The 25,777-nt window shown below is 64.6% G+C and carries 26 protein-coding genes; 15 read left to right on the top strand and 11 right to left on the bottom strand.

Translation table 11 applies throughout. The annotated features are described in order from the left end of the window. The first annotated feature begins 60 nt into the window (after positions 1–60). The 3 genes from ACI6S0_RS07450 to moaB are packed head-to-tail and all read left to right on the top strand — an operon-like array spanning position 61 to position 3,154. Positions 61–843 (top strand): uracil-DNA glycosylase family protein, encoded by a 783-nt coding sequence (locus ACI6S0_RS07450; protein WP_434405364.1) that lies wholly within the window; start codon positions 61–63, stop codon positions 841–843. Continuing rightward, positions 840–2,627, top strand: coding sequence for a lytic transglycosylase domain-containing protein (locus ACI6S0_RS07445; RefSeq protein ID WP_434405363.1), 1,788 nt, complete (start codon positions 840–842; stop codon positions 2,625–2,627). Before ACI6S0_RS07450 ends, ACI6S0_RS07445 begins: the two co-directional genes overlap by 4 nt. Further along, a complete protein-coding gene (gene moaB, locus ACI6S0_RS07440) occupies positions 2,627–3,154 on the top strand; it encodes a molybdenum cofactor biosynthesis protein B (protein WP_125985955.1) in 528 nt (175 codons plus the stop codon). The genes ACI6S0_RS07445 and moaB overlap by 1 nt, the downstream gene beginning before the upstream one ends. 60 nt (positions 3,155–3,214) lie before the next feature. Here the strand turns inward: moaB and ACI6S0_RS07435 are convergent, their stop codons facing one another. Beyond that, positions 3,215–3,727, bottom strand: a complete 513-nt coding sequence (locus tag ACI6S0_RS07435; RefSeq protein ID WP_010337870.1) for a YbjN domain-containing protein — start codon at positions 3,725–3,727, stop codon at positions 3,215–3,217. Between the two features lie 86 nt (positions 3,728–3,813). Between ACI6S0_RS07435 and ACI6S0_RS07430 the strand changes: the two genes are divergently transcribed. Then, entirely contained in the window at positions 3,814–4,881 is a 1,068-nt protein-coding gene (locus tag ACI6S0_RS07430; RefSeq protein WP_434405362.1) for a PA0069 family radical SAM protein, read from the top strand. 7 nt (positions 4,882–4,888) lie between these two features. On the opposite strand, the gene ACI6S0_RS07425 is transcribed toward ACI6S0_RS07430, so the two are convergent. The 8 genes from ACI6S0_RS07425 to ccmC form a co-directional block, all read right to left on the bottom strand. Next, positions 4,889–6,811, bottom strand: coding sequence for a potassium transporter Kup (locus ACI6S0_RS07425; RefSeq protein WP_434405361.1), 1,923 nt, complete (start codon positions 6,809–6,811; stop codon positions 4,889–4,891). A 133-nt stretch (positions 6,812–6,944) separates the two neighbouring features. Next, a complete protein-coding gene (locus ACI6S0_RS07420; RefSeq protein ID WP_434405360.1) occupies positions 6,945–7,586 on the bottom strand; it encodes a tetratricopeptide repeat protein in 642 nt (213 codons plus the stop codon). Next, on the bottom strand, positions 7,583–7,993 hold the full coding sequence (locus ACI6S0_RS07415) for a cytochrome c-type biogenesis protein (RefSeq protein WP_270093663.1): 411 nt from the start codon (positions 7,991–7,993) through the stop codon (positions 7,583–7,585). Before ACI6S0_RS07415 ends, ACI6S0_RS07420 begins: the two co-directional genes overlap by 4 nt. Beyond that, positions 7,993–8,520: a redoxin family protein gene (locus tag ACI6S0_RS07410; RefSeq protein ID WP_026108840.1), complete on the bottom strand. Its 528-nt coding sequence runs from the start codon at positions 8,518–8,520 to the stop codon at positions 7,993–7,995. The genes ACI6S0_RS07415 and ACI6S0_RS07410 overlap by 1 nt, the downstream gene beginning before the upstream one ends. Further along, on the bottom strand, positions 8,517–10,445 hold the full coding sequence (locus tag ACI6S0_RS07405) for a heme lyase CcmF/NrfE family subunit (RefSeq protein WP_434405359.1): 1,929 nt from the start codon (positions 10,443–10,445) through the stop codon (positions 8,517–8,519). Before ACI6S0_RS07405 ends, ACI6S0_RS07410 begins: the two co-directional genes overlap by 4 nt. Further along, positions 10,442–10,888 carry a cytochrome c maturation protein CcmE gene (ccmE, locus tag ACI6S0_RS07400; RefSeq protein WP_434405358.1) on the bottom strand — a complete coding sequence of 149 codons (447 nt, stop codon included), beginning with the start codon at positions 10,886–10,888 and terminating at the stop codon, positions 10,442–10,444. Before ccmE ends, ACI6S0_RS07405 begins: the two co-directional genes overlap by 4 nt. Next, the gene (gene ccmD / locus ACI6S0_RS07395; RefSeq protein WP_010337862.1) at positions 10,885–11,016 is read right to left on the bottom strand and encodes a heme exporter protein CcmD; all 132 of its coding nucleotides are present in this window, start codon (positions 11,014–11,016) and stop codon (positions 10,885–10,887) included. The genes ccmE and ccmD overlap by 4 nt, the downstream gene beginning before the upstream one ends. Positions 11,017–11,018: 2 nt before the next feature. Beyond that, positions 11,019–11,741 carry a heme ABC transporter permease CcmC gene (ccmC, locus tag ACI6S0_RS07390; RefSeq protein ID WP_333884093.1) on the bottom strand — a complete coding sequence of 241 codons (723 nt, stop codon included), beginning with the start codon at positions 11,739–11,741 and terminating at the stop codon, positions 11,019–11,021. Positions 11,742–11,943: 202 nt separating this feature from the next. Here ccmC and purF point away from each other — a divergent pair, with 202 nt between their 5' ends. Together purF and ACI6S0_RS07380 are read left to right on the top strand one after the other, a co-directional pair. Next, positions 11,944–13,404 carry an amidophosphoribosyltransferase gene (gene purF, locus ACI6S0_RS07385; RefSeq protein WP_017499557.1) on the top strand — a complete coding sequence of 487 codons (1,461 nt, stop codon included), beginning with the start codon at positions 11,944–11,946 and terminating at the stop codon, positions 13,402–13,404. Between the two features lie 96 nt (positions 13,405–13,500). Then, entirely contained in the window at positions 13,501–14,217 is a 717-nt protein-coding gene (locus tag ACI6S0_RS07380; protein ID WP_278986733.1) for an SDR family NAD(P)-dependent oxidoreductase, read from the top strand. Here the strand turns inward: ACI6S0_RS07380 and ACI6S0_RS07375 are convergent. Further along, positions 14,214–15,482: a class I SAM-dependent methyltransferase gene (locus ACI6S0_RS07375; RefSeq protein WP_434405357.1), complete on the bottom strand. Its 1,269-nt coding sequence runs from the start codon at positions 15,480–15,482 to the stop codon at positions 14,214–14,216. The genes ACI6S0_RS07380 and ACI6S0_RS07375 overlap by 4 nt on opposite strands. Before the next feature lie 37 nt (positions 15,483–15,519). Beyond that, entirely contained in the window at positions 15,520–16,896 is a 1,377-nt protein-coding gene (locus ACI6S0_RS07370; protein ID WP_434405356.1) for a cryptochrome/photolyase family protein, read from the bottom strand. A 189-nt stretch (positions 16,897–17,085) separates the two neighbouring features. On the opposite strand from ACI6S0_RS07370, the gene ACI6S0_RS07365 reads away from it, so the two are divergent. The 9 genes from ACI6S0_RS07365 (at position 17,086) to ACI6S0_RS07325 (ending at position 25,599) form a co-directional block, all read left to right on the top strand. Further along, positions 17,086–17,571: an RNA pyrophosphohydrolase gene (locus ACI6S0_RS07365; protein ID WP_069337025.1), complete on the top strand. Its 486-nt coding sequence runs from the start codon at positions 17,086–17,088 to the stop codon at positions 17,569–17,571. A gap of 41 nt (positions 17,572–17,612) precedes the next feature. Then, complete coding sequence (locus tag ACI6S0_RS07360; protein WP_004207293.1) at positions 17,613–18,512, top strand: DUF481 domain-containing protein; 900 nt, start codon at positions 17,613–17,615, stop codon at positions 18,510–18,512. 41 nt (positions 18,513–18,553) lie between these two features. Next, on the top strand, positions 18,554–19,771 hold the full coding sequence (locus ACI6S0_RS07355; protein WP_434405355.1) for a hydrolase: 1,218 nt from the start codon (positions 18,554–18,556) through the stop codon (positions 19,769–19,771). Between the two features lie 16 nt (positions 19,772–19,787). Beyond that, positions 19,788–20,807: an arginine N-succinyltransferase gene (locus ACI6S0_RS07350; RefSeq protein ID WP_210729757.1), complete on the top strand. Its 1,020-nt coding sequence runs from the start codon at positions 19,788–19,790 to the stop codon at positions 20,805–20,807. Beyond that, positions 20,804–22,063, top strand: coding sequence for an N-succinylarginine dihydrolase (locus tag ACI6S0_RS07345; protein WP_434405354.1), 1,260 nt, complete (start codon positions 20,804–20,806; stop codon positions 22,061–22,063). The genes ACI6S0_RS07350 and ACI6S0_RS07345 overlap by 4 nt, the downstream gene beginning before the upstream one ends. A gap of 29 nt (positions 22,064–22,092) precedes the next feature. Then, on the top strand, positions 22,093–22,314 hold the full coding sequence (locus tag ACI6S0_RS07340; RefSeq protein WP_029547748.1) for a hypothetical protein: 222 nt from the start codon (positions 22,093–22,095) through the stop codon (positions 22,312–22,314). A 123-nt stretch (positions 22,315–22,437) separates the two neighbouring features. Then, positions 22,438–23,346: a histidine kinase gene (locus tag ACI6S0_RS07335; RefSeq protein WP_434405353.1), complete on the top strand. Its 909-nt coding sequence runs from the start codon at positions 22,438–22,440 to the stop codon at positions 23,344–23,346. A 166-nt stretch (positions 23,347–23,512) separates the two neighbouring features. Further along, positions 23,513–23,959 (top strand): TadE/TadG family type IV pilus assembly protein, encoded by a 447-nt coding sequence (locus ACI6S0_RS07330; protein ID WP_434405352.1) that lies wholly within the window; start codon positions 23,513–23,515, stop codon positions 23,957–23,959. Then, a complete protein-coding gene (locus ACI6S0_RS07325) occupies positions 23,956–25,599 on the top strand; it encodes a TadG family pilus assembly protein (RefSeq protein ID WP_434405351.1) in 1,644 nt (547 codons plus the stop codon). Before ACI6S0_RS07330 ends, ACI6S0_RS07325 begins: the two co-directional genes overlap by 4 nt. The last annotated feature ends 178 nt before the right edge of the window (positions 25,600–25,777 follow it).

Below are 25,777 nucleotides of genomic sequence, written 5' to 3'. Positions count from 1 at the left end.
GCCAGCACATGTCCGGCCATCCGGTCGCCTTATTACTCCAACGTTTTGACATTCCACGCGATGAAGATTCTTGACCCTCGCGTCAACCTCTGGCCCAAGGGCATCGTGATGCGGGGATTAGAGCGGGACTTTGGAGCCGCAGCGCCTGACGCCTATCTGGCGTGGTGGTCGCTGGCGGGGGTGGACGGCGCCGTAGCGGAAGCACCAGTCAACTGGTTGCGGCCCCAGCCGACACGAGCGCAACTGGCCGAGCAGGCTGCGAAGGCCTTTGCTCCACCGCCCCCCGAAAAACCCAAGACGCTGGACGCCTATCTCGAATGGCTTGCCAGTGATTCGGCCCAGCCCGAACGCAAATGGCCCGGCACCCCGATCCTGCCGACCGGCCCAACCGCAGCGCCGCTGATGGTCATCACCGACATGCCCGACCTGGCAGATGCCGGCGCGGGCCATTTATTCGCCGATCGCGCTGGCGCTTTGTTCGATGCCATGATGCGGGCCATCGGCCTGCGCCGTGACGATATCTGCCTGGCTTCGCTGTTCACCGTCCGCCCCGCCGGCGGCATGGTGGAGGCAAGCGATCTGGCCCATGTCGCCGATCGTATCAGGCTGCATGTCCATCTCGCCGCGCCGCGCCGCCTGCTCCTGCTCGGCGATCGGACGGTCCGTGCGCTGCTTCCGACCGATGGCGCCGACCGGTCCACCGGTTTACGCGCCTTTAACCATGATGGCGGCACTGTGCCCGCCATTGCCACATTCCATCCGCGCCTGCTGCTCAGCCAGCCCGCGGCCAAGGCGGAATGCTGGCGCGCCCTGCAAAGCCTGATTGAGGAAGATCGCCCGTGATTCGCGTTGCAACCCGCATTTCCAGCCTTGCCCTGCTCAGCATGAGCGCGGCGCTGGCGATCCCGGCCAGTGCCAAGGCGGCCGAAACCCTCCCTCTCTTGCCGACCAATTCCAACGCCGGCACCCCGCTCCAGCTGTCCGATGGCGACAAGGCGCGCTACAATGCGATCTTCGCCGCCCTGCGCGACCAGAAGTGGTCGGATGCCAAAGCGATGATCCTGGCACTCGACCCGCAGGATGCGGTTCGTCCGCTAGCCCTGTCGGAACTCTATCTTGCCAAGGGGTCGCCGCGCGTCGAGCTGTTCGACCTGCTCGACCTCGTCAACAAGGCAGCCTGGCTGCCCAAGGCCGACCAGCTTTCCCGCCTAGCGCAGAAGCGCGGCGCGACCATCCTGCCCGATCTGCCGCAGGTGCAGAAGCTGGTATGGCTGGGCTCCGCCCCGCGCCGCCAATATGTCAGCGGCAGCAAGACGGACGTGCTGGCCCAGAGCCTGTCGGCCCAGATCCTGACCTTCATCAAGAATGACGATCCGGCCGGCGCGGAAGGGCTGCTTGCCGCTGGCGAAGCGGGGCTGACGTCCGAAGGTCTGACCGAAGTGCGCCAGCGTGTTGCCTGGGCTTATTATATCGAAAGCGATGATCTCAACGCCCGCCGCATGGCTGCGCGCGCGCTTGAAACCCGTACCGGCGGGGACTGGACCGTGCAGGCCCACTGGACGACGGGCCTTGCCGCCTGGCGCCAGAATGATTGCCGCGCTGCGGCCCCGGCCTTCGCCAATGTCGCGGCGCTGGCGGGCGACGCCGACATGCGCGCGGCCGGCGCCTATTGGGCATCGCGCGCCTATATGGTCTGCGGCGAGGCCGAGAAGGTCGAGAATATGCTGAAGCTCGCGGCGCGATCCGACGAGACCTTCTATGGCCTGCTCGCCCGCGAGAGCCTGGGCATGCCGCTGGGCGGCGCGACCATGAACGCGCGTTTCAGCGACAATGACTGGCGCCAGCTCAAGGACAGCCCCAATGTCCGCAGCGCGATCGCGCTGGCCGATATTGGCGAGAATGGCCGCGCCGACGAGATTTTGCGCTATCAGGCGAAGCTGGGCGGCACCGCCCAATATGATGCGCTGCTGCGCCTGGCCAGCGCGCTCAACCTGCCCGCAACCCAGCTCTGGCTCGCCCATAATGGCCCGGCCGGCAAACAGCCCGACAGTTTCGCCCGCTTCCCGGCGCCGGCCTGGCGGCCGGACGGCGGCTGGCGTGTCGATCCGTCGCTGATCTACGCCCATACGCTGCAGGAATCCGGCTTCCGTTCGGACGTCGTCTCCAGCGCCGGCGCCCGCGGCCTGATGCAGGTGCGCCCCGGAACCGCCGGCGATGTCGGCCTGTCCAACGCATCGCAACTGTTCGTGCCGTCCACCAACATGGAATATGGCCAGCGCTATCTGGAATCGCTCCGCGACATGAGCGCGACCGGCGGCCTGCTGCCCAAGGTGATGGCCGCCTATAATGCCGGCCCGCTGCCGGTCGAACGCTGGAACAGCGAGGTGAAGGACAAGGGCGATCCGCTGCTCTTCATCGAATCCCTGCCCTATTATGAAACCCGCGCCTATGTGAACATCGTCATGCGCAACTACTGGATGTACCAGATCCAGGCGAAGGGCGAGGCGGATTGCCTGACCGGCATGGCGCAGGGCATGTGGCCAACCTTCCCCAATGCCAAGGGCGTCAAGCTGGTGCGTCTCAGCAAGGCCGATGGCCGGGCGATGATCGCCGGCGGATCGGACTGATGCCGATCGATGAGGGCCGGACCTTCCTGCCCGTCCGCATCGCCGTACTAACCGTTTCCGACACCCGCACCCTGGCCGATGACCGGTCCGGCGATACGCTGGTCGATCGCCTGACCGGCGCGGGCCATGTCCTGGCCGACCGGCTGATCGTCACTGATGATCGCAGTGCCATCGTCGCACGCCTTCACGCCTGGATCGACGATCCGCAGGTCGATGTGATCCTGACCACCGGCGGCACCGGCGTCACCGGCCGGGACGTCACGCCCGAGGCACTGACCCAGGTGCAGGACAAGGAAATTCCTGGTTTCGGCGAGCTGTTCCGGTGGCTCAGCTATCAGTCGATCGGCACATCGACCATCCAGTCGCGCGCCACCGCCTGCGTCGCGCGCGGCACCTATATCTTCGCCCTGCCCGGCTCGACCGGCGCGGTGCGGGATGCATGGGACGGCATTCTCGCCAGCCAACTCGACAGCCGGTTCCGCCCCTGCAATTTCGTCGAGCTGATGCCGCGCCTCACCGAGCGCTAAACGCCTGTTTGAAAAATCGCAAAAGGGCGATTTTTCGTTACGGCTCCAGCCCGCTCCCCTTCACTTCTTGAGCGTGGGCGCCGGGTTCTCCTTGAAGAATTTGCTGAGTTCGCCGAGCATCACTGACCACCAGTCGACCACGTCGGCAAAATTCTCCTGATTGAGACCGCCGATCGTGCTGACGTCATAGGACACGTCCAGCGTCTTGTCGTCGGCCAACGACATCTGGATGAAGCGCTTGGACTGGTTCCACTTGTTCGCCAGTTCGACCGTGTTGCCGCCATCATCCGCGAAATTGATACCGAACTGCAACGAGTTGCAGTCCTTCATTTCTTCGCAGCCGTAGAAATAGATGGTGAAATTATAGCCGCTGGCAGCGCTCTCGATCATCGGATTGCCGGTCGACTTGCTCTTGGTCAGCGCCGCCTTGTAACCTGCTGCCTGCAACGCATCGGCCACCGACTGGGGTCGGCTGGCGCAGACCATATTTGCGGCACAATCCGTCGTCGGTGTCGCGGCATCGGCCGCGCCTGCCATCATCATCAGAGCCGGAACAAGCCACCAGGCACGCATGATATTTCCCCCTGCTTTCAAGGGCGCAGCCATGACGCGTCGGAAGCGATCTTGTCAACAAGTTCATGATATGTTCTTATTTCAAGATGGCAAACATCCCCGGACGCGGCGCAACGCACAACCAGGCAAGCAGCCGGTTCAACCTGGCCGCGCGCGAGGCGGACGGCGACTGGCTCGACGCCGTGGAAGCGATCGACGGACCGGCCCAGAAACTGCGCACCAGCGTGTCGCTGATCACGCCGCGCACGATCATCTCGCGCAACGCGTCGCCCGACATCGCCTTTTCCCAGTCGATCAACGCCTATGCCGGCTGCGAGCATGGCTGCATCTATTGCTTTGCCCGGCCGACCCACGCCTATCATGACCTGTCGCCGGGACTGGATTTCGAGACGCGCCTGTTCGCCAAACCGGATGCAGCGACATTGCTGCGCAAGGAATTGTCGCACCGGAACTACAGCGTCTCACCGATCGCCATGGGCACGAATACCGACCCCTATCAGCCGATCGAGAAGGATTGGGAGATCACGCGCCAATTGCTGGAGGTGATGGTGGAATGCCGCCATCCGGTGTTCATCACCACCAAGTCCGACCGCATCCTGCGCGACATCGACCTGCTGGCCGATCTGGCGCGCGACAATCTGGTCGCGGTGATGATTTCGGTAACCTCGCTCGATCCCAAGGTCGCGCGCACGCTGGAGCCGCGCGCGCCCCATCCCGAACGACGGATCGCCGCGATTGCTCGCCTGGCCGAAGCCGGCGTGCCGGTATCGGCCAACATGTCCCCGATCATCCCGGCGATCAATGATCATGAGATCGAACAGGTCGTCGCGCGGCTCGCCATGGCCGGCGCACAGGACGTCAACTACATCCTGGTCCGCCTGCCGCATGAGGTCGCACCGTTGTTCCGCGCCTGGCTGGAAACCCATTATCCCGATCGCGCCGCCAAGGTGATGGCGATGATCCGGGACATTCGCGGCGGGCGGGACAATGATCCCGATTTCGGTAGCCGGATGCGCGGTCAGGGCGTCTGGGCCGACCTGACCCGCACCCGCTTCATCAAGGCCCGCCGCAAGGCCAATCTAGGGCAGGCGCGGATCAGCGTCCGCACCGACCTGTTCCGGCCGCCCGAGGGCGCGCAGATGCGGCTCTTCTAGAGGCCGGTCAAATCTCGACCTGGCTACCGAGTTCGACCACGCGATTGGTCGGCAGGCGGAAGAACTCCATCGCACTTTCCGCGTTGCGGAGCATCCAGGCGAAGATCTTCTCGCGCCACAGCGGCATCCCGGGATTGGCCGAAGGCAGCAGCGTCTGGCGTGCCAGGAAGAAGCTGGTGTCCATCATCTTGAACGCCTGGCCGCAGCCGGTCACATTCTTGAGTGCGGCCGGAACATCCGGCTCCTGCATGAAGCCATATTGCAGCACCAGGCGGAAGAAGCCACGGCCCAGATCCTCCAGCTTGCACCTGCCGTCATCCTCGACCACCGGCACATCCTTGATCTTGACGGTCAGCAGGATCACCCGCTCATGCAGCACCTTGTTGTGCTTGAGATTATGCAGCAGCGCATGCGGCACGCCATCAGGTGTCGAGGTCATGAAGACAGCGGTACCCGGCACGCGCACGGCGCTGTTGGCGGCCGAAGCCACGAACACCGGGATCGGCATCGCTGCCTCGCGCAGCCGTTCCTGCACCAGCCGGCGCCCACGCGACCAGGTGGTCAGCAAGGTGAAGACGACGAAGCCGATCAGCAACGGGAACCAGCCGCCGTCGGGCACCTTGGTCAGATTGGCGGCCAGATAGGCGCCATCGACCAGGTAGAAAACGGCAAGCAGCGGCGCGGCATAATACCATTTCCAGTGCCACAGCCGATAGAGCACCACGGTCAGCAGCACATTGTCGATGAACATCGCACCGGTGACGGCAATGCCATAGGCCGCAGTCAGGTTGGACGATGTCTTGAACACCAGCACCAGCAGGATGACCATGACCATCAACCCCCAGTTGATCAGGGGAATGTAGATCTGGCCGGCCGTCGAGGCGCTGGTATGCTCGATCCGCAGACGCGGCATGAAGCCGAGTTGGATCGCCTGCTGTGTGACCGAGAAAGCGCCGGATATCACCGCCTGTGACGCAATGATCGCCGCCAGCGTGGCAAGGCCGATCAGCGGCAACTGCATCCATTGCGGCGCGAGATTGTAGAAGGGGCTGTGCAGCGCCGCGGCGCCCTCCCGGAAGAGCAGCGCGCCCTGCCCCATATAGTTGAGCATCAATGCCGGCAGCACGAAGATCAGCCAGGACACGCGGATCGGGCTGCGGCCGAAATGGCCCATATCGGCATAGAGCGCTTCGGCGCCCGTCACCGCCAGCACCACCGAGCCCAGTGCCAGGAAGGCGGGCAGCGGATCGGTGGCAAAGAACATCACCGCCCAATAAGGATTGAAGGCGTAGAGAATGCCCGGCGTCTTGACGATGCTGAGCACGCCGAGCGACGCGATCGTCACGAAATAGATCAGCATGATCGGCCCGAAAAGGGTCGCGACCTTGTTGGTCCCCAGACCCTGGATCCAGAACAGGCCGAGCAGGATCAGCACCGCGACCGGCAGGATCGCTGGTGCCAGATTGGCATTATAGACCGCCAGGCCTTCCACCGCCGACAGCACGGAAACCGCCGGCGTGATCATCGAATCGCCGTAGAAGAGAGCCGTCGCGAACACGCCCAGCAGCACGATGCCGCGCGACCAGCGCTGCGTCTTGGTCTGGCCGTTGATCAACGCCAGCAGCGCCAGGCTGCCACCCTCGCCCTTGTTGTCGGCGCGCATGATGATGCTGACATATTTAAGCGTCACAACCAGCATCATCGACCAGAACATCAGGCTGATGACGCCCAATATATGGTCGGGATCGAGGTCGAGATGATGGTGCCCCGCGAAGGTCTCGCGGAAGGCGTAGAGCGGGCTGGTGCCGATATCGCCGAAGACGATACCGATCGCGCCGACGACCAGCTTGGCCGTGGCTTTCTGGCGGGCATGGCCATGCCCATCCTGCTCGCCGCCTTCGGGGACGGCGACCGCGCTGTCATCAGCCATGAAGGAAATGCTCGATCATCAATATCATGTCGCAACCCTTGCCAGGGCAATTCTCATTCCAAGGACGGAGCCCAGCAAACCGCCGGCCCCTACCATGGGCACAGGGTTCACGCAATGATCGCCCCGATGCGGATCATCGCGAAGCCGCATCCATCGCCAGCATGGCATCGATACGCGCGATATTGGCCTGCAGTTCCGCCTTGATCTTGCTGCCTTCGGGCGCCGATTGCGCCAGCGGCAACCATTGTTTGCGCGCCGCGTCCAACTGCCCGGCCTGGGCGAGGGCGAGGCCATAGAAATAGCGCGGCGCCGGCCCTTCCGGGTCCAGCCGCAGCGCCTGGCGATAGGCATAGTCGGCCGCCGGCGCGACCACGCCATCGGCATGCGCAACCAGCGCATTCCCCATGCCGAGCCACAAATTGGCGTCGTCCGGCGCCTGCTTGAGGCCGGAGAGCAGGATATTGGCCGCCTCCTTGGTCAGGCCGCGCCGCCCGTAGGAATCCGACATGATCAGCCATTGGCCGGCCGGGCCATAGCGCTCCGCCAGGCTGCGGCGTCGCTCCGCGAGCTTCTCGTCGAACTGCGCTTCCTTCTCGGCCGCGACCTGTCGCGGTGCGCCGGCAAGGCCGGGATGCCCCTGCCAGGCATAGCCCGCGAGGCCGACCAACAAAGTCGCCGCAACGATCTCCCGCGTCACGCGCGGGATACGCCCGATGAAGCAGAGCGCCGCCATGGCGAGGATGGCGATGCCGAAAGCGATGATCCAGCCCGTCATGCCCGCGGCCTCCGCTTGATCCGTCCGCGCATCAACAACAGCCCCAATGACAGCAACACGATCGGCGCGGCCCAGAGCGGCCAGAGGATAGGCGCGGCCGTCGGCTCATAGCTGACCCAGTCGCCATAGCGCTCGATCAGCCAGCGCCTGATATGTTCCGGCTCTTCCCCCGCCCTGATCCGCTCGCGTATCTCGGAGCGCATGTCGCCCGCCATGCTGGCGTTCGAATCGGCAATCGACTGGCTCTGGCAGGTAAGGCAGCGGATGGTTTCCATCAGCGCCTTCGCCTTGCGCTCCAGCGCCGGGTCATCAAGCTGCCGGTCGGCATAGGGCGCGGGCGGCAGGGCGGTCTGCGCCTGAACCGGCGCCGCCAGCATCAGCAGGAGAAGAGAAAGCAGCCCCCTCATCATTGTGCATCCTTCAGCCGTTGCAGCAGCATCGGCACGTCATCGGCGCGGATGTCACCAATATGCTGATAGGCAATCCTGCCCTTGCCATCGATCACGAAGGTTTCCGGCACGCCTGACGAGCCCAGCGCGATCTGCACGCCACTGCGCGCATCCAGGCCAATCCGGCTATAGGGATTGCCGTTGCGCGCCAGGAAGGCGTCGACATCGGGCCGGGCATCACGAATCGCAATCGCGTCAATCTCGACCCCAGCCTGCTTGAGCGCCATCAGTTGCGGCGCCTCCGCCGCGCAGGGAATACACCAGCTGGCAAAGATGTTGAGCAGGCGTGGCTTGCCATCGGCCAACTGCGTGCTGGCGAGCGCGGGACGATCGCTGGCGGCAGCCGGCAGGGTGAAGGCCGGCAAAGCCTGGCCAATCAGCTTGGAGGTGATGACACGGTCATCCGGCTTGAACAGGCCGCTGGCGAACAGGGCGAAGAAGCCGAGGAACAGCACCAGCGGTAGCCAGATCAGCAGCTTCCTCATGCCATTGCCCTCCGCGCCCGCCATTTCATCAGCCAGCCGCGCCGCTCTCGCCCGACCAGCGCCAGCAGGCCGCCCAGCGCGATCATGATGCCGCCCAGCCAGATCAGCGTCACGAACGGCTTCCACCAGATCCGCATCTGCCAGCGGCCGGCATCGGCTTCCTGCCCCAGCACGACATAGAGCTGGCCATTCCACCGGGTCAGCAGGGCCGCCTCAGTCGTGGTCGTCGGCGGCGAGGCGAAGAAGCGTGACTGCGGATGAATCACGACCGCGCGGCCGCTGCGCTCCGCAATGACGTCCGCCTGCAACGCCGTCCAATTGTCGCCAGCAAGCGGCAGGATGCGCCGGAAGCGCAGCGTCCAGCCGGCCGTCTCGATGCTGTCGCCCGGCCGGACTGCCACCAGCTTCTCGACCGTGAACGCCGAATCGCAGGCCATGCCGGCCAGGCTGACGGCACAGCCCAGATGCGCGATCACCATACCGTAGGTGAAGAGCGGCGTGCGGCGCAGGTTGCGCTTCCAGAGCGGCGCCAGCGATCCCACGCCGACGGCCAGCGCCACCACCAGCCCGCAATAAGGCAACAGCCCGATCCAGCCCCAGGCGAGCGCACCGACCAGCACCACGGCCGCCAGTGCGACCGCCGCCGGAACGAGCATGCGTCCGGCCACGGCGCGTGCCCGATCCCGGCGCCAGCGGGTGAGCGGCCCTGCCGCCATGACGATCAGCAGGATGAGCGCGATCGGCCCGGCAATGCGATCGAAATAGGGCGCGCCGACCGACACCTTGTGCCCGAATGCTTCGGTCATCAGCGGGTAAAGCGTGCCGATCAGCACAAGCCCGAGGATCACCGAAAGCAACAGGTTGTTGACCACCAGGAAGGTTTCGCGGCTTACCAGTTCGAACGGCGCGCCCTCGCGCACCGTGCCGATCCGCCAGCCGAACAGGGCTAAAGCGCCGCCGATATAGAGTGCCAGCAAGGCCAGGATGAAGCTGCCCCGCTCCGGATCGACGGCGAAGGCATGGACGCTGGTCAATATGCCGGAGCGGACCAGGAAAGTGCCGACCATCGACATGGAGAAGGCGACGACGGCCAGCATCACCGTCCAGGCGCGCAGCGCGTCGCGGGTCGCCAGCACGGTCACGCTGTGCAGCAGCGCGGTCGCCGCCAGCCAGGGCATCAGCGACGCATTTTCGACCGGATCCCAGAACCACCAGCCGCCCCAGCCCAGCTCATAATAGGCCCAATAGCTGCCCGCCGTGATGCCAAGCGTCAGCATCACCCAGGCGGCCAGCACCCAGGGGCGCATGGCGCGTGCGAACGCCGCATCCACCTGCCGCGTCAACAAGGCCCCGACCGCGAAGGAAAAGGCGACCGACAGACCGACATAGCCGAGATAGAGCGTCGGCGGATGGAAGGCGAGGCCGGGATCCTGCAGCAGCGGGTTGAGCCCCTGCCCGTCCGCCGGTGCCGGGGAAATGCGGGCGAAGGGATTGGAGGAGAAGAGCAGGAAGGCATAGAAACCGAGGCTGATCGCCGCCTGCGCACCCAATGTTGCCATATGCGCGTCACGCTTCAACGCCCGCTCGAACAGCGCCACGGCCGCGCCGGCGACGCCCATCACCGTGACCCACAGCAGCATCGACCCTTCATGATTGCCCCAGGTTCCGGCGAATTTGTAGAGCCAGGGCTTGGCCGAATGGCTGTTGGTCGCCACCAGCAGCACCGACATGTCGGACCGCAGGAACAGGCTGATCAGCGCGAAAAAGGCAGCTGCCGTCAGCACGCCCTGCAAAATAGCGACGGGTCGAACGGCGCCCAGCACGTCGCCCTTGCCGCCCGCCAGCCCCATGCCGACCAGAAACAGCTGGAGCAGCGCGAGGACCGCGGCAAACCACAGGGCGGCGAGACCGGCTTCGGCGATCATGGCGCGGCCTTCATCTCATGCGTGGTCCCATTATAGGTCATGCCGTCCAGTTCGCGCGGCATGTAGCGTTCGTCATGCTTGGCCAGCAAATTGGTCGCGACGAACCGCCCCTGCCGGTCGAAAGCGCCTTCCGCCACGACGCCACTGCCTTCCTTGAACAGGTCGGGCGCGATGCCGCTGAAAGTTGCCGGCACGGTCGCCTTGCCGTCGGTCACGTCGAAATTGATCGTCACGCCATCGGCCGCGCGCTTGAGGCTGTCCTTCACCACCATGCCGCCCAGACGGATCGCCTTGCCGGGCTCCACACCCTTGGTCTTCACGTCGTTGGGCGCGTAGAAATAGGCCGCTTCGTCCTTCAGCGCCGATACGGCGAGCAGCCCGGCGCCGATGATCGCCACCAGCGCTGCGAGCGCCAGGCTCAGCCGTTGATGCTTGGCCTTCATGTCCGGTCAGACAGTCGTTCGGCCTGACGTTCCGCAGCCCGCATCGCGCGCCAGCTGGCGATGGTGACGATCGCCGTACCCACCGCCGTCACGGCATAGGCGGCGATCACGAAAGCCCATTGGTTCATCTCTACCCTCTCGTCAGGCGCTGCATCCGCGCCTCGACCTTATTTTGTGCCAATATTGCCCGCATCCGCATCAGTACGATCGCCGCGAACAACAAGGTGAAACCCAATAATGTCAGGCCCAGCGGCCAGAGCATCGATCCATCGATGCTCGATCCGCGCATCGTGATGCTCGGCCCCTGGTGCAGGCTGTTCCACCAGACCACGGAACGGTTGATGATCGGGATGTTGATCGCGCCGACCAGACCGAAGATCGCGGTTACCGGGCTGACCCCGCCTTGCCCCTGCCGCGCCGATGCGTTGGCCAGGGCAATATAGCCGAGATAGAGGAAGAGCAGCACCAGCATGGACGTCATGCGCCCGTCCCATTCCCACCAGGTGCCCCAGGTCGGCCGGCCCCAGATCGAACCGGTCATCAGGCAGATGGCGGTGAACAACGCGCCCGGCGCCGCGATCGCGCGTCCGGCCACGGAAGCCAGCGGATGGCGCCACACCAGTTGCATCAGCCCGGACACAGCGATGCCGGTCCAGCCAGCCATGCCCAGCCACGCGGCCGGCACATGTATATAGAGTATGCGCACCGTATCGCCCTGCAGATAATCCGCCGGCGTCAGGAACAGGCCCGAAGCGCAGCCGGCTAGCAGCAGCACGAGGCCGGGCCAGAACAGCCAACCCGTCATCGGACGAGCGATCTTCAGGAAGCGGGCGGGATTGGCAAAACGGTGCATGAGTACAGGTTTCTTAGCGACACCCGAACGCCAACGCCAGTGGCCGTTTAGCCCATGGAAAGGCCGGCAAAACGCAGCGTTGCCACGATTGGCCACGCTTTTTTGTTACAGGCAGGCGACAAATCGACCGGGAAGGACTATATGCGCGCGAAAGGTCGCCCCAGAGGGGTGGTCAGGAACGGCAATGGACCCGCTCACACCCATGATTACGACGAATCCTTTCGACGACGACAAGTTGCGCGAAGAATGCGGCATTTTTGGCGTATCTGGCGCAGAAACCGCGTCCGCGATGGTAGCGCTCGGCCTTCACGCCCTGCAGCATCGCGGCCAGGAAGCGGCAGGCATCACCAGCTGGGACGGGCATGATTTCCATACCCATCGCGCCATGGGCCATGTCGCCGGCAATTTCGACCGCGACGAGGTGATTCGGGGCCTCCCCGGCGACACGGCCTGCGGCCATGTCCGTTACTCGACCACCGGCGAAACCTCGCTGCGCAATGTCCAGCCGCTCTATGCCGAACTCAATTCCGGCGGTTTCGCGGTTGCCCATAACGGCAATATCTCCAACGCGATGAAGGTCCGCCGCGAACTGATCCGGCGCGGCTCCATCTTCCAGTCCACCTCGGACACGGAAGTCATCATCCATCTGGTCGCGACGTCCAATTATCGCACCCTGCTCGACAAGTTCATCGACGCGCTCAAGCAGATCGAAGGCGCCTATTCGCTGATCGTGATGACCCCCGAGGGCATGATCGCCTGCCGCGATCCGCTGGGCATCCGCCCGCTGGTCATGGGCAAGCTAGGCGATTCGACCATCTTCGCTTCGGAAACCGTCGCACTCGACGTGGTCGGCGCCGACTATGTCCGCTCGATCGATCCGGGCGAACTGGTGATCGTCACCAAGGATGGCGAAATGCGCTCGATCCGCCCGTTCGGCGAAGTGCATCCGCGTCCGTGCATCTTCGAGCATGTCTATTTCAGCCGCCCCGATTCGATCATCGACAATTCCAGCGTCTATTCCGTCCGCAAGGCGATCGGCGCGCAGCTGGCGATCGAAAATCCGGTCGAGGCCGACTATGTCATCCCGGTACCCGACAGCGGTGTGCCGGCCGCCATCGGCTATGCCCAGGAATCGGGCATCCCGTTCGAATTGGGCATCATCCGTTCGCACTATATCGGTCGCACCTTCATCCAGCCGGGCGACAAGGTCCGCCACCTGGGCGTCAAGCTGAAGCATAATGCCAACCGCGCCCTGATCCAGGGCAAGCGCATCGTGCTGATCGACGACTCGATCGTGCGCGGCACCACCTCGCTGAAGATCGTCCAGATGATGCGCGAAGCGGGCGCCGCCGAAGTGCATATGCGCATTGCCTCGCCGCCGACCAAGCATAGCTGCTTCTATGGCGTCGATACGCCCGAGCGCACCAAGCTGCTGGCGCATAAGCTGGACATTGGCGGCATGCAGGACTTCATCCACGCCGACAGCCTGGCCTTCATCTCGATCGACGGCCTGTACAAGGCGCTGGGCGAGGCGAAGCGCGCCGACATCCGTCCGCAATATTGCGATGCCTGTTTCACCGGCGACTATCCGACCAAGCTCACCGACCAGGATGAAGCGGTGGTCGAAAACCAGTTCGAACTGCTGGCAGAACGGGTCTCCTGATCCACGGGCAAGGCCCGACCGGGCGGGGTCGCACGACCCCGCCCTTTCCTTTTCCCACGACGACACCCGGCATCGGTCGGGGCGAACGGAGAGCCGATGTCTGATACCTTGCCGCTGTTCGGAAAACTTGCGCTCGTCACCGGCGCCAGCCGCGGGATCGGCGCCGCGACGGCAGAGGCTCTGGCGGCAGCCGGCGCCCATGTGATCCTGACCGCGCGCACCAGCGGCGGGCTGGAAGAGGTGGAAGATCGCATTCACCAGGCCGGCGGCAGCGCCACCATCGCGCCGCTCGATCTTATCGACGGCGAAAGCATCGGCCGCCTGGCCCAGGCCATTTCTGGCCGCTGGAAGGCACTCGACATCCTCGTCCTCAACGCGGCGACGCTCGGGTCGCTGGCATCGGTTCCGGCGATCGATGCCAAGGAATTTGCCCGGCTGCTGATGCTCAACATCGCTGCGCCCCAGGCGCTGATCGCCGCTTTCGATCCGATGCTGCGGGCCAGCGCCGACGCGCGGGTAATTGCCCTGACATCCTCGGTCGGCGCCACCCCGCGCGCCTATTGGGGCGCCTATGGCGCGTCCAAGGCCGCACTCGAAACGCTGGTCGGCGCCTATGGCGAAGAGATGAAGAACATCTCCGCCATCCGCACCCATATCGTCGATCCCGGCGCCACCCGCACCGCGATGCGCGCCCGCGCCTTCCCCGGCGAAGACCCCGCAACGCTCAAGGGGCCGGAGACGGTCGCCAAGGCGATCCATGATCTGGTGCTGAGCGATGCCCCGAACGGCCACCGCCTGCGCGTCGAGGGTTAAGCGGCCGGCTTCACCAGCGTGACCTGGGCGACATCAATGGTGCCGCCCCGGAAACCGCCTTCGCAATACATCAGATAATAGCGCCACAAGCCAACGAAATGCTGGTCGAAACTGGCCGGCAATCGTCCTTCGTCGATCGCCCGATCGAACCGCTCGCGCCAGCGGCGCAGCGTTTCGGCATAATGGCCGCCGAAATGGCGCGCGTCGCGCCATTCCAGCCCGCGTTCCTGCGCCAACGTCCGAAAACGACTTTCGGATATCAGCATGCCGCCAGGGAAGATGTAGGTCTGGATGAAATCGGCGCCGCGCGCATAATGATCGAAGATCGCATCGTCGATCAAAATATATTGGATCGCGGCGCGCCCACCGGGCTTCAGTAGGCGTGCGACCGCATCCAGATAGTCGGGCCAATAATGCTGGCCGACCGCCTCCACCATTTCCACGCTGGCAATGGCGTCATATTGGCCCTGTGCGTCGCGATAGTCGGTCAGGTGGATCTGCGCGCCGGACCCCAGCCGATCGCGCGCATAATCAGCCTGCTCGACCGACAGGGTCAGCCCATCATATTGGATGGCACAGCGCTCCATCGCCTGTTCCGCGAGCCCGCCCCAGCCGCATCCGATTTCCAGCAGCGCCTGTCCGTCGCGCAGGTCCAGCCGTTCCAGCAGGGCGTCCACCTTGCGCTGCTGCGCCCGTTCCAGGCTTTCGATCCGGTCCTCAGGATTGAGGAACAAGGCACTGGAATAATGCATATTCTGGTCCAGCCACAAGCCGTAGAAGTCATTGCCCAGATCATAATGGAAGGCGATGTTCCTGCGCGAGCCGTTACGATTATTCCGCCGCGCCCAGTGCAGCAACCGTCCTGCCCAGCGTGCCGGTCCATGAGGCCGGGCAACGCGGCCCAGCGATACCGCATTGGCCATGAACAGCGCGAACAGCGGCACCGGATCGGCACTGCGCCACTCGCCCGCCGCCCAGGCGCGATACCAGCCCGCCGAGCCACCCATCGCCAGTCGCACCAAGGCGCGCCAGTCGACCAAGTCCACAACACAGTCGAACCCTGGCGCCCGCCCGCCCAGCAGCCGGCGCGTGCCGTCCGGCAAAGTGGCGTCCAGCGAGCCCTGCTCCAGTCCCTGGTCGATCCGATCGAGCATGCGATGGAAAAGCGGCGCGAACAGGCGCGCGCGCCATCCCGGCGTCCGGTCTGCCGGCGGTCGCCGGATCGACAATGCGGCCTTGCCGCGACGGGGGTCGACTGCATTCATCGGGCCTCTTTCTGCCCCATGCCGCGCGTCGCTGCAATCACCCCTTCATCTGGCGATAGGCCGCCAGCGCGCGCTCGCGACCCTCGCGATGGCCAATCCGCTTTTCGGGATAGGATGATGGCCTAACCCCATGAAAATCCGGGTCATGGATGACGCGATCGTCCAGATGCGCCAGTTCCGGCACCCATTGGCGGATATAGTCGGGGGCATCGAACTTGTCCGACTGGGTCAGCGGCGCCATGATCCGGGTGAAGAGATTGGCATCGACGCCGCTGCCCGCCACCCACTGCCAGTTGACGCTGTTATTGGCGTAATCCGCGTCGACCAGCGTGTCCCAGAACCAGCGCGCGCCATGGCGCCAGTCGATCAGCAGATGCTTGATGAGGAAACTGGCCGCGATCATCCGCACCCGATTGTGCATCCAGCCCGTCTGCCAGAGCTGGCGCATGCCGGCATCGACGATCGGATAGCCGGTTCGCCCCCGTTTCCACGCCGTCCAGTCACCTCGCGCCTCGCGCAGATCGCGCCAGCGCATGGCATCGAAGGCCGGCTGGGCGTTTCCCGATCCATAGGCCGGCAAGGCCCAGACCTGATTATGCGCGTAATCACGCCAGATCAGTTCCTTGAGATAGACGGTCGCGTCGCCCGGCGCCTTCGCCACCCGATGCCAGACCTTGGCCGGCGAAATCTCCCCGAAGTGAAGATGCGGGGACAGGCGGGACGTTCCTTCCTGCGACGGCAAATCTCGCGCGACCGCATAGTCGCCGACTTCGCCCAGAAAACTGTCGAGATAGCGCTTTGCTCCCTCTTCGCCCGGCGACCAGTCGGCAGGGAAGCCGCTCGCCCAGTCCGGATCGCGCGGCAGCAGCATCCAATCCTCCAGCCTGTCGCTGACCGGCCAGTGCGATGGCGCCTCGATCCGCTGCGGCGCTGGCTGTGGTGGCGCGGGTGGCATGTGCAGCATCACCGCGCGAGAAAAGGGCGTGTAGATGCGATAGGGCGTCCCGCCGCCCGTCCGCACCGCCTCCACCGGCAATAGCAGTCCGCCGTCATGAAGCCGCAAGTCGGTCTGCCTTGCGACCGCCTTTTCAGCGTTGCGCCACCAGGGCTCATGATGGCGGATGGCATGCACGACCTGCGCGCCACTTTCCTCGGCCACCTGCGCCAGAACATCGGCGCAGCGTCCGCGCCGCAGGATCAATCGCGAGCCCTTGGTCCCCAGTCGCTCGTCCAGGCTGGCAAGGCTGTGATGCAGCCACCAGCGCGACGCACCACCCATCGCCCATTGGCGCGGGCTTTCATCATCAAGGATATAGAGCGGAATGACCGGGCCGGCCTGCGCGGCGGCGACGAGCGCCGCCTGATCCGAGAGGCGCAGATCCTGGCGGAACCAGATTATGGTGGGGGATGGCATGATCGCCCAATGCCTGCCTAGTCCCCCGGTTCCAAATGAATTTTCCGCGCCCTTCCGGGAGATGACCTGCAAATCCGATGAATGTCGATTCGGCCAATGGACGCGCGCATCGCCGCCGCCTATTCTGGAGCCCAATACACTAGCCATGGGTCGCCAACCGGCCATGGCTGCAGCGATGCAGGGGAAGACATGGCGTCGATGCCAGATAATGCAGAACTGAATTACCGGCCGTGCGTCGGGATCATGCTGGTCAACATGGCGGGCAAGGTCTTCGTCGGCCAGCGCCTCGATAATGTCGTGGAGGCCTGGCAGATGCCGCAGGGCGGGATCGACGAGGGCGAAGACGCCAAGACGGCGGCGCTGCGTGAGCTGGGCGAAGAGACCGGCATCACGCCCGAACATGTCGAGATCATCGCCAAGAGCCGCGACGAGCATTTCTACGACCTGCCGCCCGAACTGATCGGCAAGCTGTGGGGCGGCAAATATCGCGGCCAGCGCCAGATCTGGTTCCTCGCCCGCTTCCTGGGCAAGGACAGCCATATCGACATCCAGACCAAGCATCCCGAATTCCGGGAATGGAAATGGGCTGCGCCCGAAACGCTGCCGGAGCTGATCGTGCCCTTCAAGCGCAAGCTCTACCGCGACATATTGCAGGAATTCCACGACTTGATCTGATGGGGGCTTAAAATCCCCGGTCGGTTCGCTATGACAGCGGCATGCGTCACTGTCTGGCTATCCTGCCCTTCCTCTTTGCCACCCAGGCGTGGGCCAATGCGCCTGCGCTGCTGCCGCCATCCGTCCGCGAGATGCTGGAGGCGGCGATTGCCAATGGCAATGAGACGGAAATCGCGACCGTCGCCAAGATCGCCAAGCAGACCAATCCGCAATCGGCCGACCAGATCCAGCAGATGGTCAACAGCTGGAAGGAACGGACCAAGGCGACCCATGACACGGTGATTCGCGAGGCGCGATTCACCGAATTATGGACCGGCAAGCTGGAGGCTGGCGGCTTCCGCTCGACCGGTTCGACCAGCGAAATCGGCATCAGCGCCGCGGCGCAGGTCAAGCGCGAAGGGCTGGAGTGGAGCCATAAGCTCAGCGCCACGGTCGATTATCGCCGTGCCAATGGCGTCACCTCGCGCGAACGCTACACCGCCAGCTATGAACCGCGCTATCAGTTCGACCCGCGCGGATTCGCCTATGGCCTGACCCAGTTCGAACGCGATCCCTCGATCGGCTATGACGAGCGCTACACAGCCTCGGCCGGTATCGGTTACAAGGTGATCGTCAGCAAGCCGATCGACCTGTCGCTCGATGTTGGCCCGTCCGTCCGCCATGCCAAATATGTGATCGGGCCGCGCGAAACCAAGCTCGGCGCGCGTGCATCGATGGACCTGGCCTGGCGCCTGGCGCCCAATGTCACCTTCAAGCAGACCGCTGCAGGTTACGCGGAAACTGACGTATTTTCAGTCAATTCCCTGACGCAGTTGCAGACCAAGGTGAGCACGCGCCTGTCCGCTGGCCTCTCCTATACGGTGCAGTATGAATCGGAGACCCTGCTGTCCGCGCGCGACTTCGACACGCTCAGCCGCCTGACCCTCAGCTACGATTTCTGATCGGGGTGGAGCAGGCGCCCACGCTCTGATAGACCTCCGGGATGAACGGCATCCACCCGCCCGTAACAGTCCCTGAAACCGCCCTGCTGGAACAGGCCGCCGCCGCGCCGATGCTGGCACAGGTCGAGGCATGGGCCAGCATCAACAGCGGATCGCGCAACCTGACCGGGCTCGCCGCCATGGCCACCACGCTCGCCGATGCCTTTTCGGTGCTGCCGGGCGCGATCGAACTGATCGACCCCGATCCGGTCGAGACCGTGGCGCCCGATGGCCGGATATCGGTGATCCGCCATGGTCAGCATCTTCGCCTGACCGTCCGCCCCGATGCGCCGGTCCAGTTGCTGCTGACGGGCCACATGGATACGGTCTTCCCGGCCGATCATGCGTTCCAGACGCTTCGCTGGCTGGAACCCGGCGTCCTCAACGGCCCCGGCGTCGCCGACATGAAGGGCGGCATCGCCGTCATGCTCGCCGCCCTCGCGGCAATCGAGCATAGCGAGGCGACCCGGACGCTTGGCTATCAAGTCGTGATCAACAGCGACGAGGAAGTCGGCAGCCCCTCCTCCGCCGCCCTGCTCCGCCAGGCCGCAGCCGGCAAGCGCGCCGCCTTCACCTATGAACCCGCCCTGCCCGATGGCACGCTGGCCGGCGCGCGGGCGGGCAGCGGCAATTTCTCGATCATCGTCACCGGCCTCAGTGCCCATGCCGGTCGCAATCCCGACGATGGCCGCAATGCCCTGCTCGCGGCCGCAGATCTCGCGCTGCGGCTAAAGGCTGGCAGCGGCAGCGGTTTTTCCTGCAACCCTGCCAAGATCGACGGCGGCAGTCCCAATAATGTCGTGCCCGACCATGCCGTGCTGCGGGTCAATTTCCGCCCGCGCACGCCGGACGATGAAATCGCGGCCCGTGCCCTGCTGGATCAGGCCATGGCCGATGTCGCCCGCGACCATGGCGTCAGCCTGCATCTCCATGGTGGCTTTGGTCGCCCGCCCAAGCCCATGGACGCCAAGGCCGAGCGCCTGTTCGGCCTGGTCAGGCGCTGCGGCGCGGACCTCGGCCTCGACATCGGCTGGCGCGACACCGGCGGGGTGTGCGACGGCAACAATATCGCGGCCTGCGGCGTCCCTGTGGTCGACACCATGGGCGTGCGCGGCGGCAGCATCCATAGCGACGCCGAATTTCTGATCAGCGACAGCCTCGCCGAGCGTGCGCAACTGTCCGCGCTGGCGCTGCTGCGGATCGCCCAAGGACAATATTGAGAGAGAGGACCGCCTTTTGAGTTTCTACATGCGCACCGCGCGAGCGGACGACCTGCAGACCCTGTATGAAATGGCGAAGCTGACCGGCGGTGGCTTCACCAACCTGCCACCCGATCGCGCCGCCCTGACCGCCAAGCTGGAACGCACCGAACAGGCGCTCAGCCGGCAGGATGGCGGGATCAAGGATGATCTGATCGTCCTGGTGCTGGTCAATGCGCAGACCGGCCAGGTGCGCGGCACCTGCCAGATCTTCAGCACGGTGGGGCAGAGCTGGCCCTTCTATTCCTATCGGCTGGGCGTCCTTACCCAGCATAGCCGGGAACTGGCCCGCACCTTCCGCGCGCAGATGCTCTCGCTCACGACCGATCTGGAAGGATCGACCGAGGTCGGCGGCCTCTTCCTCCATCCGCGCGAACGGGCCGAGGGGCTTGGCCTGCTGCTCGCGCGCAGCCGCTATCTCTATATCCGCAACCATCGCGATCGCTTCGGCGACCGGGTGATTGCCGAATTGCGCGGCGTGATCGACGAAGCGGGCGGCTCGCCCTTCTGGGATGGCCTTGCCGGTCGTTTCTTCGGCATGAATTTCCAGGAAGCCGACGAGTTCAACGCCGTCAACGGCAACCAGTTCATCGCCGACCTGATGCCCAAGACGCCGATCTACACCGCAATGCTGACCGACAGCGCCCGCGCGGTGATCGGCCTGCCCCATCCCAATGGCCGCGCGGCGATGCGGATGCTGGAGACCGAGGGTTTCACCAATGCCGGCTATGTCGACATCTTCGACGGCGGCCCGACCATGGTGGGCCAGATCGACCAGCTCCGCACCGTGGCCCAGGCACGCGACGTGACGCTGGCGGCCACCCATGACAAGGGCGGCGACAAGATGCTGGTGTCGACCGGCCTGCTGGCCGATTATCGCTGCACCTATGGCTATGTGCAGGAGGGCGAGGATGGCAGCATCTCGCTCGACGCGGCCAGTGCCGCGCTGCTGCAACTGGACATCGGACAGGCATTCACCATGGCGGGGCGGGCATGAGCGTGCGCGAGATCAACTTCGACGGGCTGGTCGGCCCGAGCCATAATTATGCCGGCCTCAGCCTTGGCAATCTGGCCTCGTCCCGCAATGCCGGCGCGGTGTCGCACCCCCGTGCCGCAGCCCTGCAGGGGATCGAGAAGATGCGCGGCAATCTGCGCCTCGGCCTTGCCCAGGGCATTCTCCTGCCGCAATGGCGTCCTGACGGCGCCTGGCTCGCGACCCTGGGCACCGACATCAGCAATGCCGATCCGCATATCCGCGCCGCCGCCATGTCGGCCTCGTCCATGTGGGCAGCCAATGCCGCGACCGTTTCGCCGGCCGCCGACACGGCCGATGGCCGCATCCACCTGACCGTCGCCAATCTCGTCACCATGGCGCATCGCAGCCATGAATGGCCCCAGACGCTGGCGCAACTGCGCCTCGCTTTTTCTGACACCCGCGCCTTTGCCGTGCATGGCCCGATCCCCGCCCCCTTTGGCGACGAAGGCGCGGCCAATCATATGCGCCTGAGCGACAGCCATGGCGCACCGGGCGTCGAGGTTTTCGTCTATGGCCAGTCGGGCGGCCCCTTCCCCGCCCGCCAGCATGTCGAGGCCAGCAAGGCCGTCGCCCGCATCCACGGCCTCGATCCGACCCGCACCCTGTTCGTGCAGCAGTCGCAGGAGGCGATTGCCGCCGGCGCCTTCCACAATGACGTCGTCGCCGTCGCCAATGAGCGCGTTCTCTTTACCCATGAACAGGCCTTTGCCGACAAGCAGGCCTTCTACGCCTCGCTGCGCACGCTGTTGCCGTCGGTCGAGATCGTCGAAGTGCCCGCCAGTGCCGTCAGCCTGGCCGACGCGATCAAGAGCTATTTGTTCAACGCGCAGCTCGTCACCCTGCCCGATGGCACCATGGCGTTGATCCTGCCGAGCGAGGCGCAGGCGGTCTCGGCCGTATGGACCTGGCTGGAACAGATGATCGCCGGAAATGGCCCGATCCGTCGCCTGATCCCGGTCGATGTGCGTCAGTCGATGGCCAATGGCGGCGGCCCCGCCTGCCTGCGCCTGCGCGTGGTCGCGGATCCAAAGGATATCGACCCGCGTTTCCTGGTCGATGAGGCGCGCCTGGATGAAATCGCCCGCATCGTTTCGGACTATTGGCCCGAAACCATTGCGCCCGACGACCTGTCCGACACGCGCCTTATTGCCCGGATCGAACAATCATGGTTAAGCCTTGTTGACCATTTGCAACTTTCGGGCGACTTAATGCCTTAGAAGATGGACGAAAGCCTCGGATGAGTCTGATGGAACGGATCAAACGCCTCTTCACGATCAAGACCAAGTTCGAGGCTTTCCTCGTCATCTATGCGCTCGCGCTGGGCGCCAGCGAGCGCGGCGTCGTCTATATGCATCAATATCCCGGCGTCGGCGGCCAGTTGCTTGCCCTCGCCTGCTCCGGTGCCGTCTTCATGGCGGGCGGAAAAATGCTCGATGCCCTGGAACTCCAGCGCAGTTACGGCTCTTGATACTGTTTGAACACCATTGCTCGCAAAGCAACACCAGTTCGCCGCACATAAGGGATATTACTTAGCCGTCATCCGTTGGTGGGGGTCTTTGTGCCTGCACCCAGATTTGGGAGAGGGTCAATTATGCCGGACGACATAAACGACAGGAGTGTCACCGCCGCGGAGCTGGTCCGCAACTTCGCCCATTGGCGCGAGATCGGCGCGCGACATCCCCTGCTGATCACCCACCATGGCCGCGAAACCCATGTCTTCATGGGGCTGGACCGGTTTAAGGCGCTCGCCAGCCAGGACGAGTTCGACCAGAATCCGGATCGATTGCGCGAACTGGCGGTGCGCATGGCACAGGGCCTGATCCTGTGCCGCGCCGATTTTCGCATCGACCTGATCAATCCGGTCGCACTGGCCATGGCACGGCGCTGGGACCGTCGGCTGGAAGGGCAGATGCTGTGGGATGCGCTGCCAGAACTGGTCGGCACGCTGACCGAGGCGCATGCCCGGCATAGCCAGGTGTCCGGCGAAATCAGCGCTGCAGATATTCCCTCCCCCTTCCGCGACGATAGCTGGCTCCACGTCGAAACCTTTCCCTTCGCCGACGGCATAGGTCTGCTTTTGCGTGACATCACGTCGGACGTGCAGCGCCATCGCCTGGCCGACGTCAAATCGGCCATTCTCAAGGCGATGGGCATCCATGGCGGCGTAGGTTATGCCCGCCTCTCCAACCGGGGTTTCATCGAATATGTCGATGCCACCATCTGCACCCTGGTCGGGCTGCCCGAAGCCCGCCTGATCAACGCCTATATGACCGACCTCATCGCCCTGCCACAGCGGCCGCATTTCCGTCAGGAGCTGGAAGCCGTGCTGCGCGGCGAGGGCGACCGCCGGGTCCAGGCCCATCTGCTCACCAATGGCGGCGCCTTGCTTCCCATGGAGGGCGCCCTCGTTCAACTGCGCGGCACCTACGGAACGGAGGGCGTCGTGCTGGTAATGACCCCGCCCTGCTTGAGCGAAAACGACCAAGCCGGAGCCCAATGATGTAAAATCCAACGGTCATAGCGGATTTGTCCGTGTAGACCGTTCAGCATCTCCCCGAAATGTCCGAAAAGCCCCGAAAACGCGGCTTCGGATTTACATAATTCGCACAAAATGTGCGCGAATTTCGCATACCGCTTTTTGAATGTTGCGCCTTTATTGGAGTGACATGCGGAACCCTCCTCTCCATGCGGTGCTTCGCCTCGCCCGACTGGGCCAGGCCATGTCCCGTCATGAGCGTGGCAGCGTGCTTGTCGAAGCCGCCTTCGCCCTCCCCCTGATGATCATCCTGTTGCTCGGCATCCTGCTCTATGGTGGCTGGTTGATGACCGCCCATAGCCTGCAGCAGGCGGCCAATGACGCGGCACGCGCGGCCGTGGCCGGCATGACCGCGAACGAGCGCCGGGCGCTGGTCGACGAAAGCGTCAATGCCAGCCGCCCGTCCTTTCCGCTGCCGGGGGCACAGACGATCGGCGTCGCGGCCAATTCCAATAGCGGCTATTATACGGTCACCCTGACCTATAATCTCAGCAACGCGCCCTTCTTTTCCGCCGCCATCTTTCCGATGCCCGCTGCCCAGATCCAGCGGAGCGCCGTCGTGCGGATCGCATCATGAGCCAGCCGCACAAGCGCATGCGCAACCTGCTCGTCGACAAGCGCGGCGGCATCAGCGTTCTGCTGGCGGGATCGCTATTCATGCTCGCCGGCGCCGCCACGGTGGCCGTCGACCTGGGATCGGTCTATCTCGCCAAGCGCCAGTTGCAGGGCGTGGCCGATGCCGCCGCGCTGGCGGCCAGCAGTGGCGGGCGATCGGCCGCCGAAGCCTTGCTGACCAAGAGCGGCGTGCCTGGCGTGTCCCTGGTGGCGGTCCAGACCGGTTATTATGACCAGAACAGTGCAGTCGCGGTCGGCAATCGCTTCGTGTCGGGCGACCCGCGCGCCAGTGCGATCCAGGTCCAGGTCCAGCGACGCACGCCGCTGTTCTTCGGCCGCCTGCTGGTCGGCAAGGATGGCGTCGATGTGCGCGCCCATGCCACTGCCGCGCGCTCCGACGCGGCAGCCTTCTCCATCGGCACCGGCCTTGCCTCGCTCAGCGGCGGCCTTCCCAACATGCTGCTGTCGGCCCTTGCCGGGACGGAACTCAATCTGTCGGTCATGGACTATCAGGGGCTGGCCAACCTGAACGTCGACCTGCTCCATTTCGCCGACGCGCTCAAGGTCCGCACCGGACGCAATGATGCCGCTTATGGCGAATTGTTCGGCGCCAATATTCCATTGTCCGACGTCATCGGCGCCATTGCCGACACCGCGGACAATAGCGGCACGGCCGCCCTGCTCCGCAATATCGGCGGCAAGCTGCCGGGCAAGAGCGTCCGCCTCAGCGATGTCATCGATCTGGGGCCGATGAAGGGGACCGGCAGTTCGACCGGCCAGCCCAGCCTGCTGCTCGACTCCTTCTCGATGCTGCGCATGGTGTTGAGCCCGCCATCCTCGACCGCCGTGCCACTGGACCTGACCCTGAACGTTCCGGGACTGACCAGCACGCGGCTGAAGCTCATCACCGGCACCGGCCAGGCCAGCACGCCCCTGATCAGCATCACCAACGACAAGAATTTCATCCTGCGCACGGCGCAGACCCGCATCTTCCTGGAAAGCCGGGTCGCCACCCTGCTGACCGGGATCGCGACGATCCGCATCCCGCTCTATGTCGAACTGGCATCGGCCGAAGCGCAATTGTCGAATATCGTCTGCGATCAGGGTGCCATCAACAATGGCGTGACGCTGGCGGTCAAGCCGTCGATCGGGACGGCGGTGATCGGTGACGTCGATGAAGCCGCGCTCACCAATTTCTCGACGCCCGCCAATCCGCGTACCGCGACTCTGGCGTCGGTCCTCGGATCGCTGACCCAGGTCCATGCCTATGCCAATATCGCACTGGGCGGCGTGACTCAGCAAAATGTCCTGTTCACGCCCAGCGATATTTCCGGGAAGCAGAGCAAGACCGTCAGCACCCAGGATCTGACCCAGGGGGTCGCCTCCAGCCTGGCCAACCAGACCAAGGTCACGGTGACGCTCGCCGGGCTGCAACTGCCGCTCAGCCCCCTGATTTCACCTGTTGCCGGCTTGCTGGGTACGACTGCCCCCATCCTGGACGACCTGCTGAGCAACCTCACCGCCATCCTTGGCGTGAAGCTGGGCACCGCGACGGTCAAGGTCCACCAGATGCGCTGCGGGATGCCGACCCTGGTCGCCTGATGCGCTAAGAACCTGTCTGAAAAATGCGCGGGAAAGCGCATTTTCGATGCGGCACCGGCCCGCACCCCCACCCGGCCACCCATCAGGATACCATGCCTGGGCGGCCGGGTGGGGGTGCGGGCCGGTGCGGATGCGCCAGAGGCGCATTTCCAAACAGACTCTAAACCCTTGCCATCAT

The organism is Sphingobium sp. DN12, from assembly GCF_051058005.1.
GTDB lineage: Bacteria > Pseudomonadota > Alphaproteobacteria > Sphingomonadales > Sphingomonadaceae > Sphingobium > Sphingobium yanoikuyae.
Note: the sequence above shows the minus strand (reverse complement) of the source record. Positions and strands in the feature narration are given on the sequence as shown.

Excerpts from the sequence above, each read along its gene's own strand:
- ACI6S0_RS07450 (WP_434405364.1), top strand. The coding sequence starts at position 61 with ATGAAGATTCTTGACCCTCGCGTCAACCTCTGGCCCAAGGGCATCGTG.
- moaB (WP_125985955.1), top strand. The coding sequence starts at position 2,627 with ATGCCGATCGATGAGGGCCGGACCTTCCTGCCCGTCCGCATCGCCGTA.
- ACI6S0_RS07435 (WP_010337870.1), bottom strand. The coding sequence starts at position 3,727 with ATGCGTGCCTGGTGGCTTGTTCCGGCTCTGATGATGATGGCAGGCGCG.
- ACI6S0_RS07430 (WP_434405362.1), top strand. The coding sequence starts at position 3,814 with ATGGCAAACATCCCCGGACGCGGCGCAACGCACAACCAGGCAAGCAGC.
- ACI6S0_RS07425 (WP_434405361.1), bottom strand. The coding sequence starts at position 6,811 with ATGGCTGATGACAGCGCGGTCGCCGTCCCCGAAGGCGGCGAGCAGGAT.
- ACI6S0_RS07420 (WP_434405360.1), bottom strand. The coding sequence starts at position 7,586 with ATGACGGGCTGGATCATCGCTTTCGGCATCGCCATCCTCGCCATGGCG.
- ACI6S0_RS07415 (WP_270093663.1), bottom strand. The coding sequence starts at position 7,993 with ATGAGGGGGCTGCTTTCTCTTCTCCTGCTGATGCTGGCGGCGCCGGTT.
- ACI6S0_RS07410 (WP_026108840.1), bottom strand. The coding sequence starts at position 8,520 with ATGAGGAAGCTGCTGATCTGGCTACCGCTGGTGCTGTTCCTCGGCTTC.
- ACI6S0_RS07405 (WP_434405359.1), bottom strand. The coding sequence starts at position 10,445 with ATGATCGCCGAAGCCGGTCTCGCCGCCCTGTGGTTTGCCGCGGTCCTC.
- ccmE (WP_434405358.1), bottom strand. The coding sequence starts at position 10,888 with ATGAAGGCCAAGCATCAACGGCTGAGCCTGGCGCTCGCAGCGCTGGTG.
- ccmD (WP_010337862.1), bottom strand. The coding sequence starts at position 11,016 with ATGAACCAATGGGCTTTCGTGATCGCCGCCTATGCCGTGACGGCGGTG.
- ccmC (WP_333884093.1), bottom strand. The coding sequence starts at position 11,741 with ATGCACCGTTTTGCCAATCCCGCCCGCTTCCTGAAGATCGCTCGTCCG.
- purF (WP_017499557.1), top strand. The coding sequence starts at position 11,944 with ATGATTACGACGAATCCTTTCGACGACGACAAGTTGCGCGAAGAATGC.
- ACI6S0_RS07380 (WP_278986733.1), top strand. The coding sequence starts at position 13,501 with ATGTCTGATACCTTGCCGCTGTTCGGAAAACTTGCGCTCGTCACCGGC.
- ACI6S0_RS07375 (WP_434405357.1), bottom strand. The coding sequence starts at position 15,482 with ATGAATGCAGTCGACCCCCGTCGCGGCAAGGCCGCATTGTCGATCCGG.
- ACI6S0_RS07370 (WP_434405356.1), bottom strand. The coding sequence starts at position 16,896 with ATGCCATCCCCCACCATAATCTGGTTCCGCCAGGATCTGCGCCTCTCG.
- ACI6S0_RS07365 (WP_069337025.1), top strand. The coding sequence starts at position 17,086 with ATGGCGTCGATGCCAGATAATGCAGAACTGAATTACCGGCCGTGCGTC.
- ACI6S0_RS07360 (WP_004207293.1), top strand. The coding sequence starts at position 17,613 with ATGCGTCACTGTCTGGCTATCCTGCCCTTCCTCTTTGCCACCCAGGCG.
- ACI6S0_RS07355 (WP_434405355.1), top strand. The coding sequence starts at position 18,554 with ATGAACGGCATCCACCCGCCCGTAACAGTCCCTGAAACCGCCCTGCTG.
- ACI6S0_RS07345 (WP_434405354.1), top strand. The coding sequence starts at position 20,804 with ATGAGCGTGCGCGAGATCAACTTCGACGGGCTGGTCGGCCCGAGCCAT.
- ACI6S0_RS07340 (WP_029547748.1), top strand. The coding sequence starts at position 22,093 with ATGGAACGGATCAAACGCCTCTTCACGATCAAGACCAAGTTCGAGGCT.
- ACI6S0_RS07335 (WP_434405353.1), top strand. The coding sequence starts at position 22,438 with ATGCCGGACGACATAAACGACAGGAGTGTCACCGCCGCGGAGCTGGTC.
- ACI6S0_RS07330 (WP_434405352.1), top strand. The coding sequence starts at position 23,513 with ATGCGGAACCCTCCTCTCCATGCGGTGCTTCGCCTCGCCCGACTGGGC.
- ACI6S0_RS07325 (WP_434405351.1), top strand. The coding sequence starts at position 23,956 with ATGAGCCAGCCGCACAAGCGCATGCGCAACCTGCTCGTCGACAAGCGC.